This window comes from Chitinophagales bacterium, assembly GCA_020636495.1.
Lineage (GTDB): Bacteria > Bacteroidota > Bacteroidia > Chitinophagales > Chitinophagaceae > UBA5543.
The window spans coordinates 2,119,791-2,135,400 of record JACJXQ010000008.1 but is presented as its reverse complement, the minus strand read 5'-3'; the positions used below and the strand labels follow the sequence as shown (position 1 = coordinate 2,135,400).

Sequence of the window (15,610 nt, the reverse complement as noted above, 5' to 3'; positions counted from 1 at the left end):
ATTCTGAATATTATGGAGTTTACTGAAAAACAACACCATATACTGGATGTAGCAGAAGAGCTGTTCGCACAGAATGGTTTTAATGGTACTTCGGTAAGAGATATAGCCAAAGAAGCAGGGGTAAATATCGCAATGATATCTTACTACTTCGGTTCTAAAGAGAAGATGCTTGAAGCTCTTTTCATACGCAGGGCGAATGATGTAAAAATTCAGATAGAAGGTATCCTGAATGATGCTAAACTGGATTCATTAGCAAAAGTTTACAAGCTTATTGACGGTTATATTGATCGTATAATGCGCCAGACCAATTTTCATAAGATCATGGTCAGAGAGCAGATAGGTACCCGCGAGAATGAGATATCTCAACTGATAAAAGAAACCAAACAACGCAACAAAAACCTTGTTGCAAGTATTATTTACGAAGGCCAGAAGAAGGGCGTTTTCAGGAAAGGAGTAGACATTCCGCTACTGATGACTACCCTGTTTGGCACCTGTAATCAAATGCTTACAACATCAGGTTATTATAAAGAATCGAATAACCTGCAGCACATGTCTGACGAAGAATTTGCAACACATATAAGAAAGAAACTCAGTACACATTTAAAGAAAGTATTCAAAGCAATATTGACAAATGAAGACTAACACAAGAAAAGGACTGATCGTACTGTTGCTGATGATTGTCAGCATAACGCATATATCAGCACAGGTAGCCAAAAAAATAAGTCTTGAAGAGGCTATCAGCCTAAGTTTGCAACATAGCAAGCAACTGAAACTGGCTGAAGCCAAAACTGTTGAGGCCGGAGCAGCTTTAAGTGAATCCAGACAAAGAAGACTGCCTGATGTTAGTGCATCAGGGGCTTATATGAGGGTCACTCAACCTAACTTCAACCTTAAAATCCCTTTAAACAGCAGTAGCAGCCAGCAAGGTTCCGGGGAATCATCCGGAGGTAGTAGCGGAAGTTCTTTCCCTACGGTGAATGAAGCTATGTATGGCATGGCTTCTGCATCACTGCCTATATTTTCAGGGTTCAGGATCAATAATGGCATACAGTCTGCCAAGTACCTGAAAAAAGCCGCAGAACTTGATGCTGAACATGATAAGGATGAAGTAATAGCTAATACCATTGCAGCATATTGCAACCTGTACAAAGCTAAAGCAGCACTGGAGATCGTAAATGAGAACCTGAGACAATCACAGCAACGAGTAGCGGATCTTGAGAATATGGAGCGTAACGGGTTGCTAGCCAGGAACGACCTGTTGAAAGCACAGCTGCAACAATCGAATATAGAACTGGCCAAGCTGGATGCTGAGAATAACTGGAAGATCACCTACATCAATATGAATCTGATGCTTGGGCTGGATGAGTATACTGAGCTGGAACCGGAGATAACAGGATTTACTAATTATTCCGACAACAACGATTTCAGCTTTTGGGAAAATGCGGCACTCAATAACAGGGCCGATCTGAAAGCTATGGAAATGAGGAAGAATGCTGCTCTTGCAGGTGTAAGGGCAGCAAAGGGTGAGTACTACCCTTCCCTGGCTCTGACAGGTGGATATATAGCATTGAATGTTCCTAAAATATTGACGGCTTCTAATATTATTAACGGAGGTATCGGGATAAAGTATAGTCCATCTTCATTATGGAAGACAGGTTCTAAAGTAGCACAGGCCAAATCCAGACTTGAGCAGACAAGGATAACGCAGGATATACTGAGTGATGCTGCAAGGCTTGAATCAGCACAGAGCTATCAGCAATACTTGTCATCAATCAAGAAAATAGATGTTTACAAAAAAGCACAGGAGCAGGCTACAGAGAACTACAAGATAGTGAAGAATAAATATGACAACAGCCTGGCTACTACTACTGAGCTATTGGACGCAGATGTAGCTTTATTACAAGCAAAATTGAACCATGCATTTGCCAAAGCTGACGCATTTGTAGCTTATAACAAGCTGAAACAAGTGACAGGTACATTAGAACAGGCAACCATAACAAAATAAATAACCACGAGAAATATAAATAATCATGTCTGAAGTAAATACCACACAACAGGAAGGTAAAAAGAAGACCAACAAGAAGTTCATGATCATACTGGCAGTTGTGTTAGCTGCAGGTGTCATTTTCGGAGGAAAAAAGATCATACACTCCATGCATCATGAAGATACGGATGATGCACAGGTGGAGGCTGATATCAGCCCGGTGATACCACGCGTTTCAGGTTATATCAAAGAGGTAAGAGTATCTGACAACCAGGATGTGAAGAAAGGAGATACACTTATTATACTGGATGACAGGGACCTGCAGATACAACTGGCACAGGCACAGGCTGCGCTGGAGTCTGCAAAAAGCAACCTGGCTATGGCAGAAGCTACTACAGGTGCGTCCAAAGCACAGGTAGCTTCATCGCAGGCCAATGTTTCAACCATTGACGCACAGATAGAGACCGCGAAGGTGAATGTGTGGCGTGCCACACAGGATTTTAAAAGGTATGAGAACCTGGTAAAAGACCACTCTATTACTCAACAGCAATATGAGCAGGCACAGGCACAAAAAGAAACTGCAGAACACCAGTTACAGGTATTGGTTGAACAGAAATCAGCTGCACAGAAACAAACCAGTGCAGCCGCTTCTCAAAGCAATGCAACTTCTCAGCAGGTGAATGTAGCACTTGCTAATGTAAAGCAACGTGAGGCTGATGTAGCTAATGCAGAGCTGAACCTGTCTTATGCAGTAATAACAGCTTCTGAAGATGGTAATATCTCTAAAGTACCTGTGAATGAAGGCCAGTTGGTACAGGCGGGACAAACCCTGTTCAGCATAGTAGCAGAAGACGCAGTGTGGGTAGTTGCCAATTTTAAAGAGACACAGCTTGAGAAAATGAAACAGGGACAGGAAGTTCATGTGCATGTAGATGCATATCCTGGCCATGATTTCAAAGGAACTATCAGCTCATTCGCTCCGGCAACAGGTGCGCGTTTCTCATTATTACCTGCAGACAATGCATCAGGCAATTTCATTAAAGTAGTACAGAGGGTACCAGTGAAAATAGAATTCACAGACCTGAAGGATAAAATGCTGAGTATGCTGCGTGCAGGAATGAACGTACAGGTAGAAGTAACAGTAGACTAATTTTTTTAATAAGAAGGAGTAAGATATGACTCAACATGAGGACCTGGTAGAATATGGCTCAAGACGTATTATCATTACCATAACAGCCATTTTCTGCGCATTACTTGAAATAGTTGACACGACGATCGTGAACGTTGCGCTAAATGAAATGCGCGGCAATCTTGGTGCCACTCTTACGGAAGTAGGCTGGGTAATTACAGCTTATGCGATAGCCAATGTGATAATAGTACCTATGACCAGTTGGTTGTCTCAGCAGTTTGGCAGGCGCAACTATTTCGCTGCATCTATTATCATATTCACAGTAGCTTCATTCTTATGTGGTAATGCTACGAATATATGGGAGCTGGTTGCATTCAGGTTCATACAAGGCCTTGGTGGAGGTGCATTGCTGGTAACTTCTCAAACGATCATTACAGAAAGTTATCCTCCTGAAAAGAGAGGTATGGCGCAGGCTATATATGGTTTGGGTGTTATCATAGGCCCTACCCTTGGTCCAACATTAGGTGGTTTTATAGTAGATAACTACTCATGGCCATATATATTCTATATCAACCTACCGATAGGTATTATCGCTACGATCCTGACATTGCAGTTTGTAAGGAGTCCGAAATATGATGAAAAGACATCGAGGAAAGATATTGACTGGGGGGGTATCGCCTTACTTGCACTTGCTATCGGGTCGTTGCAGTATGTACTGGAGCGTGGTCAGGAAGAAGATTGGTTCAATGACCCCTATATAACTATACTGGCTATTGTTGCTGCATTAGGTATGTTCTTTTTTATCTGGAGGGAACTTACTTATCGTAACCCGATAGTGGAACTAAGGGTATTGAAGAACGGTAACCTGAGAATAGGAACAATACTTTCATTCATCCTTGGGTTCGGCTTGTATGGGTCTACATTTATTATTCCATTGTACACGCAGTCTACACTGGGCTGGACAGCACAACAATCCGGTATGCTCATGATACCGGCAGCATTGACTACAGCCTTTATGATGCCTATAATAGGCCGGCTGCTGCAAAAAGGTGTGCCACAACAATACCTGGTGGCAGGTGGTATGTTGCTGTTCTTTATATACAGTTTCTGGGGGTACAAAATACTGACACCTGATACAGGAGAAGACGCATTTTTCTGGCCTTTGATAGTGAGAGGATTTGGTATGGGGATGCTGTTCATACCTATTACCACCATGGCACTCTCTACACTGAAAGGTAAAGAAATAGGCCAGGGAGCAGCATTTACGGGTATGATGCGCCAGTTGGGAGGTTCGTTCGGTATTGCGATCATTACAACCTACATTACACGCAGAAACGTACAGCATAAGAGTGATATCGCCAGTCACCTGTCTATCAGCGATCCATCGGTACAACAAAGGCTGGATGGCATGCAACACAGTTTTATGGCCAAAGGTATGTCTGCCGATGCAGCATTAAGTAACAGTTACCGTATGCTGGATTTCAGCGTGGCCAAACAGGCGGTAGTTCTGTCTTATATGGATGTTTTCCTGATGATTGGTGCTATGTTCCTGGTATGTATCCCGTTTGTCCTGTTGGTAAAGCAGAAAAAAGATCAGCCACCGGTCAATTCTTCAGAAGCAATGCATTAAAAAACTGAAGTCCTTGCATTGTACAAGGACTTCAGTTTTGTTGCAAAACAGGTTCTCACCCTCTGCAACCTCAAATTAGTGGCTGTACAAAGTTACAAATATCTAAAGAGACATTTGCGTATTTTTACTAATGGCTTAATATTTGATATACCCTGTATTACCAGCTATGGAATTAGACAAAAAAGAAAAAGAATTGCTTGAGAATGCTCTTTCGGAATGGGAAAGAAGTAGCCTGTTATCTGAAGATAAAGCCAATGAATTACGTAGCACTTTCTCTGAAAAGAAAGCAGGTATGCAAGTGGCTCAATATTTCTTTGTAATAGCAATTGCCTGCACCCTGCTAGCCTTTGCAGCCATCTTTATAGATGATAAATTTCTGGAAAAGATCAAACAATATTTTAATATAGGGAATATTGTTATCGCAATTTCGTGTAGCGTTATCGCGGTCTTATGGTTTGGTTACCTGGCTAAAAAGAAGCGCTCTTTTAACTCATTGATATTTGAAGTGTACATGGTACTGGGTGGATTGGTTGTGGTTTCAGCCCTGGTGTATTATTGTAAGGACATTGGTTTTGGCCCGCAATATACGGGCTTACTTACAGCCATAACCATAGTTATATGGTTACTGGCCGTACCCTTTAAATCAAGAGCCCTGTGGCTTGCAGGAGTATTATCACTCATGGGATTTTATGGTTCGTTTAGTGAGTGGCAGCAAAATACGGATAATCTGTTCCTGGGTATGAACTACCCTATGCGTTTTACCATATTCGGTTTGCTGGTTATCGGACTGAGTTTTTTGCAGAACAAGATAAGGGCCGTGAAGTTCTCTCAAAGGTTGACATACATTATAGGGTTATTAATTTTCTTTACCGGGCTGTGGGGTGTATCTGTTTTTGGCAACTATGGACACTATTCAGAATGGGAACAAGTGAGACAAGTACAGGTGATAGGATATGCAATAGTTTTAGCCATTGCATCTATAACGGCTCTCTTGGGTGGAATAAAATACAGGGATGATATTACCCGTGATTTCGGTATTATATTCATACTCATCAACCTGTACAGCCGGTATTTTGAATTCTTCTGGAATACGACCAATAAAGGCATATTCTTTATCATACTTGCGGCATCGTTTGCACTGGTAGGCTGGCAGATAGAAAAGCGATTAACGAAGAACAAAACAACCCAATAGCACTATTTACTATTAATCTGTAATATTGCAGGCTGATAATGCTAATGGCAAGGTATTTACTGGAAATAAGATATAACGGTCTGGCGTTTCATGGTTCTCAGTTGCAGGGAGATACTCCAACGGTGCAACTGGCCATAAATAAGGCATTGTCTACATTGCTCAGAGGAGATATATCCAGCTATGGCGCCAGCAGGACAGATGAGGGTGTACATGCTTTATGTAATTACTATCATTTTGACACAAACCGGGTGCTGACAGCTAATTTTGTCTACAAGCTGAATGCAATTCTGCCTTATGAAATTGGTGTGAACAGGATGTTCCTGGCAAAAGATCCGGAGTTCAATTGCAGGTTTGCAGCTATCAGCAGGCAGTATAGGTACAGGATATACTTTAAAAAAGATCCTTTTAAATACCAGAGAGCACTATACCATCCTTATAAAATAAATCGTGCGATACTGGATGAAACTGCTAAGGCGTTATTGGAGTTTGAGAACTTTGAAACATTCTCTAAGCGTAATACACAAAGCTATACATTTATATGCAAGTTGACTGGCTCTCACTGGGAAGATCATGAAGATGAGTTGCATTACGTAGTACGTGGCAATCGTTTTTTAAGAGGGATGGTACGTGGCCTGGTAGGTACACAACTTAATGCCGCTAAAGGGAAACTGACAGTTGACGATTTTAGAAAAGTGATAGAAGCCAGGAATTGTACCTTAGCTGACTTCAGTGTGACCGGACATGGGCTGTATCTTGAAGATATTGTGTATCCTGAAGGTGAACTGATTGAGATAACAGATTAGGCTTAACGTTTCACCTGTACCGACTCAACCAGTTCCAATCCTTTTTTTCTTTCCTCGTAAAAGTTAATGTCTTTTATTCCGTCGAATTTTGGAATTGTACATACAGCAATCGGGTTGGCTTCATAAGTGAGTAATTTGCCACGTAGTTTATTCAGGTCGCAATACACTTCTATAAAAGTGCCGGCTTTCATAGACACCCTGATAAACTCCAGTTCAATATCTTTTTTAGTGGCCGGCATCAACAATATCAGCATCCATTCTTTACTGAAGCTGGGTGTATCTGTTCTACCCTTTCCGAACAACTTTTCAAAGTCCTGCTTCTTTTGGATCACGAAACAGTTTACACCGTCTTTTAATACAGATTCGTTCCCACTGAAGTAATAACCCTGTAGTTTTTTCATCTGCACAGGTGTTGGTTGTGCAAATGGCGAAAAACTTAATAGCAAGCATATTATTGTACTGAGTATAATTCTAAAGTACATGGGTATTCAATTTGTTAGCGCAATATATTAATTGTTTATCTCTATTCGTAATCCCCTATACCTGGACTACAGGGTAAAGCTTATTACGAGACAGCATGAGGTAGCCCCATTGGAAAACGAGAAAGATGAGCGGAACAAAAACAACCAGGTCGGCAATCATTAACAGTATAAGTGCTCCGGACAAGATGTACTTACTTTTGGCCGGCAGTACTTTCGACATGAAGGCCTCAGCAGTGGCACACATCCAGAAGATCAATGAAAAAGCCTGTGCGGTAAACAGCATCTCATATATAAACGGCCTATGCTGTATCTTAAATAATACAGCTATAACCATTGCAGCAATACAAAGAAATTGTGCAATGCGCATTACACGGCGCAAAAAAGATTTTTTACGCTTATTCGCCATAATAGGCTATCTCCTCTCTGCCTTCACTGTTTTTGATAGCACGATACATGCCAGCAGAGTTGAAGCAGAACAAGCCATTACCCGAACTGTCAACTGCAATCAAACCACCTTCGCCGCCTATTTTTACCAGTTTGTCTTTTACCACTATTTCGCAGGCTTCCTGTAATGACAGACCTTTATATTCCATCAGGCAGCTAACATCATGAGCAACTACAGCCCTGAGGAAAGGTTCTCCATGACCTGTGCAGCTAATAGCGCAGGTAGCATTGTTAGCATAAGTGCCTGCACCTATTACCGGGCTATCGCCTATGCGGCCAAACCTTTTGTTGGTCATACCGCCGGTAGAGGTACCTGCAGCCAGGTTGCCATCCGCATCACAGGCTACAGCTCCCACTGTACCAAATTTATGGTCAGGATTAGGAGCGCCTTTCAGGTTGTCTGCTTTATGGTCAAGTTGGTAGAAATCACTATCACGTATCTCTACCCACTGGTCGTATCGGAGTTTATTGAAGAAATATTCATCAGGGGTTTGCACCATCCCCCTTGAAATAGCGAATTCTGCTGCACCGCTGCCACTCAGGAAAACATGCCCTGAATGCAACATTACCTCTCTTGCCAATACGATCGGGTTCTTAATGTTGCGAACGCCTGCAATGGCACCTGCTTCCAGTGTTTTACCATTCATGATCGCGGCATCCATTTCGTTCAGCCCTTTTTTGGTAAACACTGCTCCCCTGCCTGCATTGAACAAAGGGTTGTCTTCCAACTCGGTAATGGCCGCTACAACGGCATCCATGGCAGAACCACCACCATTAAGTATCTTATAGCCTGCATCTAAGGCTGTTTGCAGACCTTGTTTATAATCTTTTTCATCTTGCGGGGTCATTATTGCAGGGGTAATATTACCTGCGCCACCATGTATTACTAATGTAACGGGCATCTATAAATATGTTTATTCTAATTATTGAAGATAAGCAGCTGTTATGTGCTCACCTTCGGTTTCTACATCAATATGTTCCTGCAGGGTTGTTGACACGCTATGTCCTACAATATCAGGAGTTATGGGGAAGGATTTATGCCTGCGGTCTACCAACACTGCTATCATCACCTTTTTAGGTTCATAACGCAATATGGGCGCCAGCGCATACAATAAAGTTTTGCCAGAATTGGCTACATCATCTATCAACACAACCGCTTTGCCTGTCAGATCTTCACTAATACTTATTTCATCAGATACAGGTTTGCGTTTGTTCAGTTTAACGATTATCGTTTCTACCTGTAAAGGGCTTATTTCTTTCAGCCTGCGGGCAAGGCTTTTGGCAACAATAGTTCCGCTTCCTTCAATACCTATCAGGGTAACAGACTTTTCATTACTGTAGTTTTCCCAAACCTGGTAAGCCATACGTTGCAGCTTCCAATTGATGCGTTCTTTATCCAGAATTATTGTGCGTTGTTTGCCCATGTATTGAAGATAATATTTTAATGAGAGCGAATAGCCACTACCGGGTTTAATCTTGATGCAGTACGGGCCGGAATAAACCCTGCCAGTATTCCAACAACAGCCGATATGCTGATACCAATAATAAAGTTTTGTAAAGATAACCTGACTGCGAAATCTGCAAAGGATGACAAGATAACTGCCAATAACATTACAAAGACGATTCCTAACAATCCACCAAATATGCTTAAAGTAACAGCTTCAACCAGGAACTCTAATAATATACTGCCTGACTTTGCACCAATTGCTTTTTTCAGTCCAATCATTTTGGTACGTTCTTTTACGGTTACAAACATGATATTGGCAATGCCAAACGCACCGACTAGTATTGAAAATCCACCGATTACAATGGCTATCAGGTCAATTTTCCCAAACATCATTTCCAAGCGTTCTGTGATCTGGCTCAGTTGGTTAATAGCAAAGTTGTTCTTCTCCCCCGGCCTTACTTTTCTAACTCTGCGCAAGGCCCCTTCCACTTCCAGCTTCGTATCTTCAAGGCTGATCGCATTGCCGGTTTTGATAATAAGTGTCGGGTCATTGTTCAATGACTTTACATCTACCATACCTGCAGCAGCATAGTAGGAATAAATGATACCATTGTCAAAATTGAATCCGGCCATATTCTGACCTACTTTACGCATTACCCCCACTACATTGAAGCTTCTGCCCCTGAAGGATATCTTTTTGCCTATTGCAGAACTGCCGCCCGGGAATAATGCATCATATACTGCACTGCCTATTACAACTGAATTTGCACCGCCATCTATTTCAGAAAGGCTAAGGTACCTGCCGTCATCAATTTCTATATTCTGTATCTTATCAAAAAAATTGGTTACAGCATAACCGGTAATGCCTGTTATTTCAAGGTCATTATGTTTCAGGCTCAATCCACCATCCCTGTAAGAAAGTGTAGCAAACTCGATCGTTTTAACATCACGTTCTACAGCTTTAAGTTCCGTGGGCCCCATGCTTGGCCTGCGCAGGAACTCCCACCATTTGTATTCCCCACCCTCGTCCATCCATGGCCAGCGGCCAATGTATAGTACATCGCTCCCGAGGCTGGATATCTCTGTTCGGATATTGTTTTTCATACTATCAAGCACCGTAAACACGGCAATAATGCAGAAAATACCAATCGTGATGCCCAGCAAAGACAGAAAGGTACGTAACTTGTTAGCACGCAATTCATGAATTGCCTGTGTTATGCTGGTTAATACTATCTGACCGGGGTTGTTCATCCGGAACAAATTTAAGGCTTAGTACCGAGATTATTTTTCAATGTTTACGGGTATCGCTTCTACTTTTCTTATTACACCATTAGAAAACTCCAGGTTTACTGACAATGTGTGTGTCCCGGTAGCCGCAGGCATATGTTTCAGTATGAAAATAATACTGTCATCTCCATAACTTTTATTGAATTGTTCAATATCAGTCCCTGAGAAGTAATCATTGAGGATATGACCGGCCTTATGTGATGCATCAAAGTCATGGTCACTGAAAATACTGATAGCAGTTACTGAATCAGTATACCTGAAGTTGATAACCGGGTCGCAAGCATAAGCCGCATTCACCAGCGGGTTAAATGTCGAAGGCTTACGACACATATTACTGCTGTATGATAACCCTAACCCAAGTCGAAGTTCCGACCATTTGACTTGCTCGCCCTGTTTCAAAGGTGTAGATGAGTATCCATACGCCGATAGACTGACATCTTTCAGCGAATAGCAATAATTGCCGGAACTACCACCGCAACCTATTTGGCATGAATATAAACATGCTGTGATATCGATTAGTAGTAATGACGTAATAAGGATAAGGATTTTGCGCATTTTATTGAATGTTTAAGGGTATATAACAACTTATATGCCAATCAATTAAAATAGTTTCTTGTCAGCCCCCAAATGATATGATAAGCTACTTATGATTAATCCCATAACAAAAAAATAATAATTACGCCTGTTAAGTGTCTGAATATCAGCCATTTGAAATTCGTGAAAATATTTAAACTTTTTTTAGACTAATCAAATTTTTAACCATACCTTTGTTCTTTACTATTTAATTACAAATACACAATGCAAGAAGGAACAGTAAAGTTTTTCAATGAGTCTAAAGGATTTGGATTCATTACACCCGCTGACGGCGGTAAAGACATCTTCGTACACGTTTCGGGCTTGAAGAGTGACATCTACGAGAACGACAAAGTACAATTTGATGTTGAAGAAGGTAAAAAAGGATTAAACGCAGTTAACGTAAAAGTTATCAACTAATAATTCAATGCCAAAATGTTCAGCATACTCCTCACGGGGTATGCTTTTTTATTGCCTGTAAGTGACGTCTTGGTATTCTTCCCGTCTTTTCCTGAACAGTGCGTTGGCGAATGGACATAATGGAATTATGCTAAGTCCTTTTTCCCGCGCCATTTCAACAGCTGCATCTACTAGTATCTTCCCAAGCCCACGACCTTCATAAGCAGAGTCTACCTCTGTGTGTTGAATAATGAACTTGTCTGTACCTGCATATACGTAATCCATTAGTGCTATACGCTTGCCATTTTCTTCTAAAAAGAAACGTGCTTTCTTATCATTACCTTCGTGTTGTACATTCATGAGCAGAGATTTTTTAGTGCATCCTGTCTCCCCGTGGTTTCAACTGCGCGAGTATTTCCTCCTCGATTTTCAGCCACTCCTTCCAGGTACTTCTTACTTTATCTTCAGGATAATATTGTTTTGCCAGGTCTATAAATGCCCGGTAATGGCCCGCTTCAGACACCATAAATTTGTAATAGAATTTACGCAGGGTCTCATCTTCCAGTCCTTCGCTCAACAAGCGGAAACGTTCACAGCTACGTGCTTCAATTAAGGCACATGTAAGTAGTTTGTGTAGTAGTTTTTCCTCTTTAGGTACGCCGTTCTTTGGTTGATTGGCTAATAACAGGTTCACATATTCATCTTTCCGTTGATGACCGAGTTCTATACCTCGTTTCTTCATCTCAGCATGTACCATTCTAAAATGCCCCCACTCTTCTGTAACAATGGGAGACAGTACTTCTACTAACTGATCCTTATCTGGATATTGCTGAATGATACTGATACATTGTGTAGCTGCTTTCTGTTCACAAAAAGCATGATCTGTCAGTATCTCTTCCAGTGAAATGGATGCCAGGTTTATCCACCTTGGGTCAGTAGGCATTTTCAGTCCCAGGATACTGTTGTCTGCCGTACTCATTGTTTATTTACCTATTGTCAGTTTTACCTGCTTACCATGTGCTCCGGCTTTGGTACTATCGGCAGCATTCAGGGTGATCTTTTCCAGGATGAGTGTATCTCCCCATTTAGAACGTGAAAGGATACCTTCCAACTGGTAATCTTTCAGTTTATTATCAAAACAGAACTCGGATAGATAATCTGTAAGTATCATGGGATTACCGATGGAATCTTCGTAGAGATTACGTTCACAATAAGTGAACATAAAACTTTTTACATCGAACACCCTGCCATTTGAATCGCGGGAGGTAAAACCTTGCCTCAAAAGCGAGTCGAATAATTGTTTTGAAATAACCCCACTATCTATATCGCTGTTTCCTATATAAACGGGTACTGGCACAGGCTTAGGCTTTTTTGCCTTTTCCTTATCCTGGTCTTTTTCATCAGCAAAAGCATTGGGTGCTGTTATTGCCACCAATAATAACATCAATATCTGTGCTGTCCGTCTCATTTCTATAAAGTTATAACAAACTAAGGCTTTCTTCAAGTGCTTTGATCTTAGCCACGGCATCCTCTTTTTTCTTACGCTCAATGTCTACTATCTCTGCTTTGGCATTCTGAACAAAACGTTCATTACTCAATTTCTTATCAACACTCACCAGGAAGCCTTGCAGGTATTCCAGTTCTTTTAGCAATTGTTCTTTCTGTGCACCGGTATCAACTACAGTTTCAGCTTCAATATATAGTTTGTCAGTCTGTACTACAACAGAAATACTACCTGGTTTAGCTTCATCGGTGAAACCAATATACTCGGCATTTATCTGCCTGCGCAGTATGTCCTGTACAGTATCATAAAACGAATTGTGCTGAGTAGTTATCCATAGCTTTATGGTTTCCTTCGGCTTTAGTCCATTTTTATTACGTGCATCTCTTACTGCGGTGATAACTTCCTGCAACATATCACCTTGTTTCAGTATGTCTTTGTTTACACTCTCGTATGCAGGCAGTTGTTTAACCATCAGGTCATGACCGGGTTTGCGATCACGAAGTTTGTGGTATATCTCTTCGGTAACAAATGGCATATACGGATGCAGTAGTTGCAACAACTCTTCATACATATCTACCGTGCGCTGGTATATATGATGCGACATGGGCTGGTCCATACCTGGCTTAACCCACTCCAGGTACCAGGAACAGAAATCATTCCATATAAGTGAATAGATATTTTTAAGACCTTCACTCAGCTTGAATTCCTTTATCTGTTCTGCTATTTGCTGAGAAGCTTCCGCCATTCGCTGCTCCATCCAGTCAAGTGCAAAATGAATATCGCTGTCTTCTACATTATCAGCAATACGCCCTTCCCAACCTTTTATCAACCTGAGGGCATTCCACATCTTATTAGAGAAGTTACGCCCCTGTTCTAATGTAGACTCATCATACAGCAGGTCGTTACCGGCAGGTGATGATATCATTACACTAAAACGAACCGCATCTGCACCATGTACGTCTATCAATTCCAGCAAATCGGGTGAGTTACCCAATTGTTTACTCATTTTCCTACCCTGCTTGTCACGTACTATACCTGTGAAGTATACTTCGTTGAATGGTTTTTCTCCAAGGAACTCATATCCGCCCATTATCATACGCGCTACCCAGAAGAATATGATCTCAGGAGCTGTAACGAGTGTATTGGTTGGATAGTAATATTTCAATTCAGCATTATCAGGATTTTTATTCCAGTCGAAAACCTCCATAGGCCATAACCAACTACTGAACCAAGTGTCCAATACATCTTCGTCCTGCCTTAACTCTGGTTGTTTTGCAGCAAGATCAGGTTTCTTTTGCTTGTATTGTTCATGAGCTTCTTCTGATGTTTCAGCTACATATATCGTGTTCTCACTATCATACCATGCAGGTATACGCTGCCCCCACCATAGCTGGCGACTGATACACCAGTCTTTGATGTTTTCCATCCAGTGGCTATACAGGTTCTTGAACTTTGCCGGGTGAAACTGGATATTACCATTCATAACATTTTCAATAGCTGGCTTAGCCATTTCATTCATGTTGCACCACCACTGCATAGACAGGCGTGGCTCTATCACGGCATCTGTACGCTCAGAAAAACCAACCTGGTTGCTGTAATCTTCTTCTTTTACAATATGTCCTGCGGCAGCAAGGTCTGCAACTATTTGTTTACGTACAGCAAAACGATCCTGGCCGATATACATACCGGCAGCCTCGCTCATAGTACCATCTTCATTCAGCGTATCAATAACAGGCAGGTTGTGTTTTAAGCCAAGGTTATAGTCATTAATATCGTGTGCCGGTGTTACTTTCAGCGCACCTGTACCAAATTCCAGGTCAATATAATCGTCGAAAATGATCGGCACTTCCCTGTTCACCAATGGTATAATGCACTTACGTCCTTTCAGGTGAGCATAGCGTGGGTCGTCAGGATGCACACACACCGCAGTATCACCAAGTATTGTTTCAGGTCGTACTGTTGCTATTGTGATGTATTCTTCCTCATCACCAACCAGACGATAACGAACATATACCAGTTTAGAGTTAGTTTGTTTATGTATTACTTCTTCATCACTCAAGGCAGTTTTCGCCTTGGGGTCCCAATTGATCATCTTTACCCCACGATATATGTATCCCTTGTTATACAGTTCTACAAACACCCTCATAACAGCAGCGTAGTAATGGTCGTCCATCGTGAAGTTGGTACGGTTCCAGTCCAAAGCACAGCCTAATTTCTTAAGCTGTTGCAGGATTATACCACCATATTTCTCTTTCCATTCCCAGGCATATTGCAGGAATTCATCCCGGGACAGTTTATTCTTATCGATGCCCTTATCGCGAAGCATACCCACTACTTTAGCTTCTGTAGCTATTGAAGCATGGTCTGTTCCAGGCACCCAGCATGTATTATAACCCAGCATTTTAGCACGGCGCAACAGCACATCCTGAACAGAATTGTTCAGAGCATGTCCCATATGCAATACTCCCGTAACGTTGGGAGGGGGCATGACTATAGTGTATGGCGGACGGTCATCAGGAGTAGATGTAAAGTATCCTGACTTGTTCCAGTGTTCATACCAATGCTGTTCTGCTTCCTTATGCTGAAAATTCTTACTGAGTTCCATTTTTTAGTACTATATCCGACTTTTAGTAAAGAGTGCAAAGATAATACCAATATAACTAAAGGGTTTATAACATTTTGCAAATCCGCACTTAACTTCAGGCATATCTGACGGCCAAAGGTCATATAAGTGAA

At 41.6% G+C, this 15,610-nt stretch carries 17 protein-coding genes; 7 read left to right on the top strand and 10 right to left on the bottom strand.

Annotated elements, in window-relative coordinates:
• Positions 1-12 precede the first annotated feature (12 nt).
• The 6 genes from H6550_09395 (at position 13) to H6550_09370 (ending at position 6,738) form a co-directional block, all read left to right on the top strand.
• Positions 13-642, top strand: coding sequence for a TetR/AcrR family transcriptional regulator (locus H6550_09395; GenBank protein MCB9046341.1), 630 nt, complete (start codon positions 13-15; stop codon positions 640-642).
• Entirely contained in the window at positions 632-2,005 is a 1,374-nt protein-coding gene (locus tag H6550_09390; GenBank protein ID MCB9046340.1) for a TolC family protein, read from the top strand. The genes H6550_09395 and H6550_09390 overlap by 11 nt, the downstream gene beginning before the upstream one ends.
• A gap of 25 nt (positions 2,006-2,030) precedes the next feature.
• The gene (locus H6550_09385; GenBank protein MCB9046339.1) at positions 2,031-3,134 is read left to right on the top strand and encodes an HlyD family secretion protein; all 1,104 of its coding nucleotides are present in this window, start codon (positions 2,031-2,033) and stop codon (positions 3,132-3,134) included.
• Positions 3,135-3,159: 25 nt separating this feature from the next.
• The gene (locus H6550_09380) at positions 3,160-4,743 is read left to right on the top strand and encodes a DHA2 family efflux MFS transporter permease subunit (protein ID MCB9046338.1); all 1,584 of its coding nucleotides are present in this window, start codon (positions 3,160-3,162) and stop codon (positions 4,741-4,743) included.
• Positions 4,744-4,909: 166 nt separating this feature from the next.
• On the top strand, positions 4,910-5,935 hold the full coding sequence (locus H6550_09375) for a hypothetical protein (GenBank protein ID MCB9046337.1): 1,026 nt from the start codon (positions 4,910-4,912) through the stop codon (positions 5,933-5,935).
• Positions 5,936-5,979: 44 nt separating this feature from the next.
• Positions 5,980-6,738, top strand: coding sequence for a tRNA pseudouridine synthase A (locus H6550_09370; protein MCB9046336.1), 759 nt, complete (start codon positions 5,980-5,982; stop codon positions 6,736-6,738).
• Positions 6,739-6,740: 2 nt separating this feature from the next.
• Here the strand turns inward: H6550_09370 and H6550_09365 are convergent, their stop codons facing one another.
• From H6550_09365 to H6550_09340, 6 genes are all read right to left on the bottom strand, one after another.
• A complete protein-coding gene (locus H6550_09365; GenBank protein ID MCB9046335.1) occupies positions 6,741-7,139 on the bottom strand; it encodes a hypothetical protein in 399 nt (132 codons plus the stop codon).
• A gap of 136 nt (positions 7,140-7,275) precedes the next feature.
• Entirely contained in the window at positions 7,276-7,626 is a 351-nt protein-coding gene (locus tag H6550_09360; protein MCB9046334.1) for a hypothetical protein, read from the bottom strand.
• Entirely contained in the window at positions 7,616-8,566 is a 951-nt protein-coding gene (locus tag H6550_09355; GenBank protein MCB9046333.1) for an isoaspartyl peptidase/L-asparaginase, read from the bottom strand. Before H6550_09355 ends, H6550_09360 begins: the two co-directional genes overlap by 11 nt.
• 21 nt (positions 8,567-8,587) lie before the next feature.
• A complete protein-coding gene (locus H6550_09350; GenBank protein MCB9046332.1) occupies positions 8,588-9,088 on the bottom strand; it encodes a phosphoribosyltransferase in 501 nt (166 codons plus the stop codon).
• 17 nt (positions 9,089-9,105) lie between these two features.
• On the bottom strand, positions 9,106-10,362 hold the full coding sequence (locus H6550_09345) for an ABC transporter permease (protein MCB9046331.1): 1,257 nt from the start codon (positions 10,360-10,362) through the stop codon (positions 9,106-9,108).
• Positions 10,363-10,392: 30 nt separating this feature from the next.
• Entirely contained in the window at positions 10,393-10,953 is a 561-nt protein-coding gene (locus H6550_09340) for a hypothetical protein (protein ID MCB9046330.1), read from the bottom strand.
• Positions 10,954-11,196: 243 nt separating this feature from the next.
• On the opposite strand from H6550_09340, the gene H6550_09335 reads away from it, so the two are divergent.
• A complete protein-coding gene (locus H6550_09335; protein MCB9046329.1) occupies positions 11,197-11,391 on the top strand; it encodes a cold-shock protein in 195 nt (64 codons plus the stop codon).
• Positions 11,392-11,439: 48 nt separating this feature from the next.
• Here H6550_09335 and H6550_09330 read toward each other — a convergent pair whose 3' ends face one another.
• The 4 genes from H6550_09330 to H6550_09315 are packed head-to-tail and all read right to left on the bottom strand — an operon-like array spanning position 11,440 to position 15,479.
• Positions 11,440-11,730 carry an N-acetyltransferase gene (locus H6550_09330; protein ID MCB9046328.1) on the bottom strand — a complete coding sequence of 97 codons (291 nt, stop codon included), beginning with the start codon at positions 11,728-11,730 and terminating at the stop codon, positions 11,440-11,442.
• 13 nt (positions 11,731-11,743) lie between these two features.
• On the bottom strand, positions 11,744-12,349 hold the full coding sequence (locus H6550_09325; GenBank protein MCB9046327.1) for a tRNA-(ms[2]io[6]A)-hydroxylase: 606 nt from the start codon (positions 12,347-12,349) through the stop codon (positions 11,744-11,746).
• A 3-nt stretch (positions 12,350-12,352) separates the two neighbouring features.
• Positions 12,353-12,838, bottom strand: coding sequence for a hypothetical protein (locus H6550_09320; GenBank protein MCB9046326.1), 486 nt, complete (start codon positions 12,836-12,838; stop codon positions 12,353-12,355).
• Positions 12,839-12,848: 10 nt separating this feature from the next.
• Positions 12,849-15,479, bottom strand: coding sequence for a valine--tRNA ligase (locus H6550_09315; GenBank protein ID MCB9046325.1), 2,631 nt, complete (start codon positions 15,477-15,479; stop codon positions 12,849-12,851).
• Between the last annotated feature and the right edge of the window lie 131 nt (positions 15,480-15,610).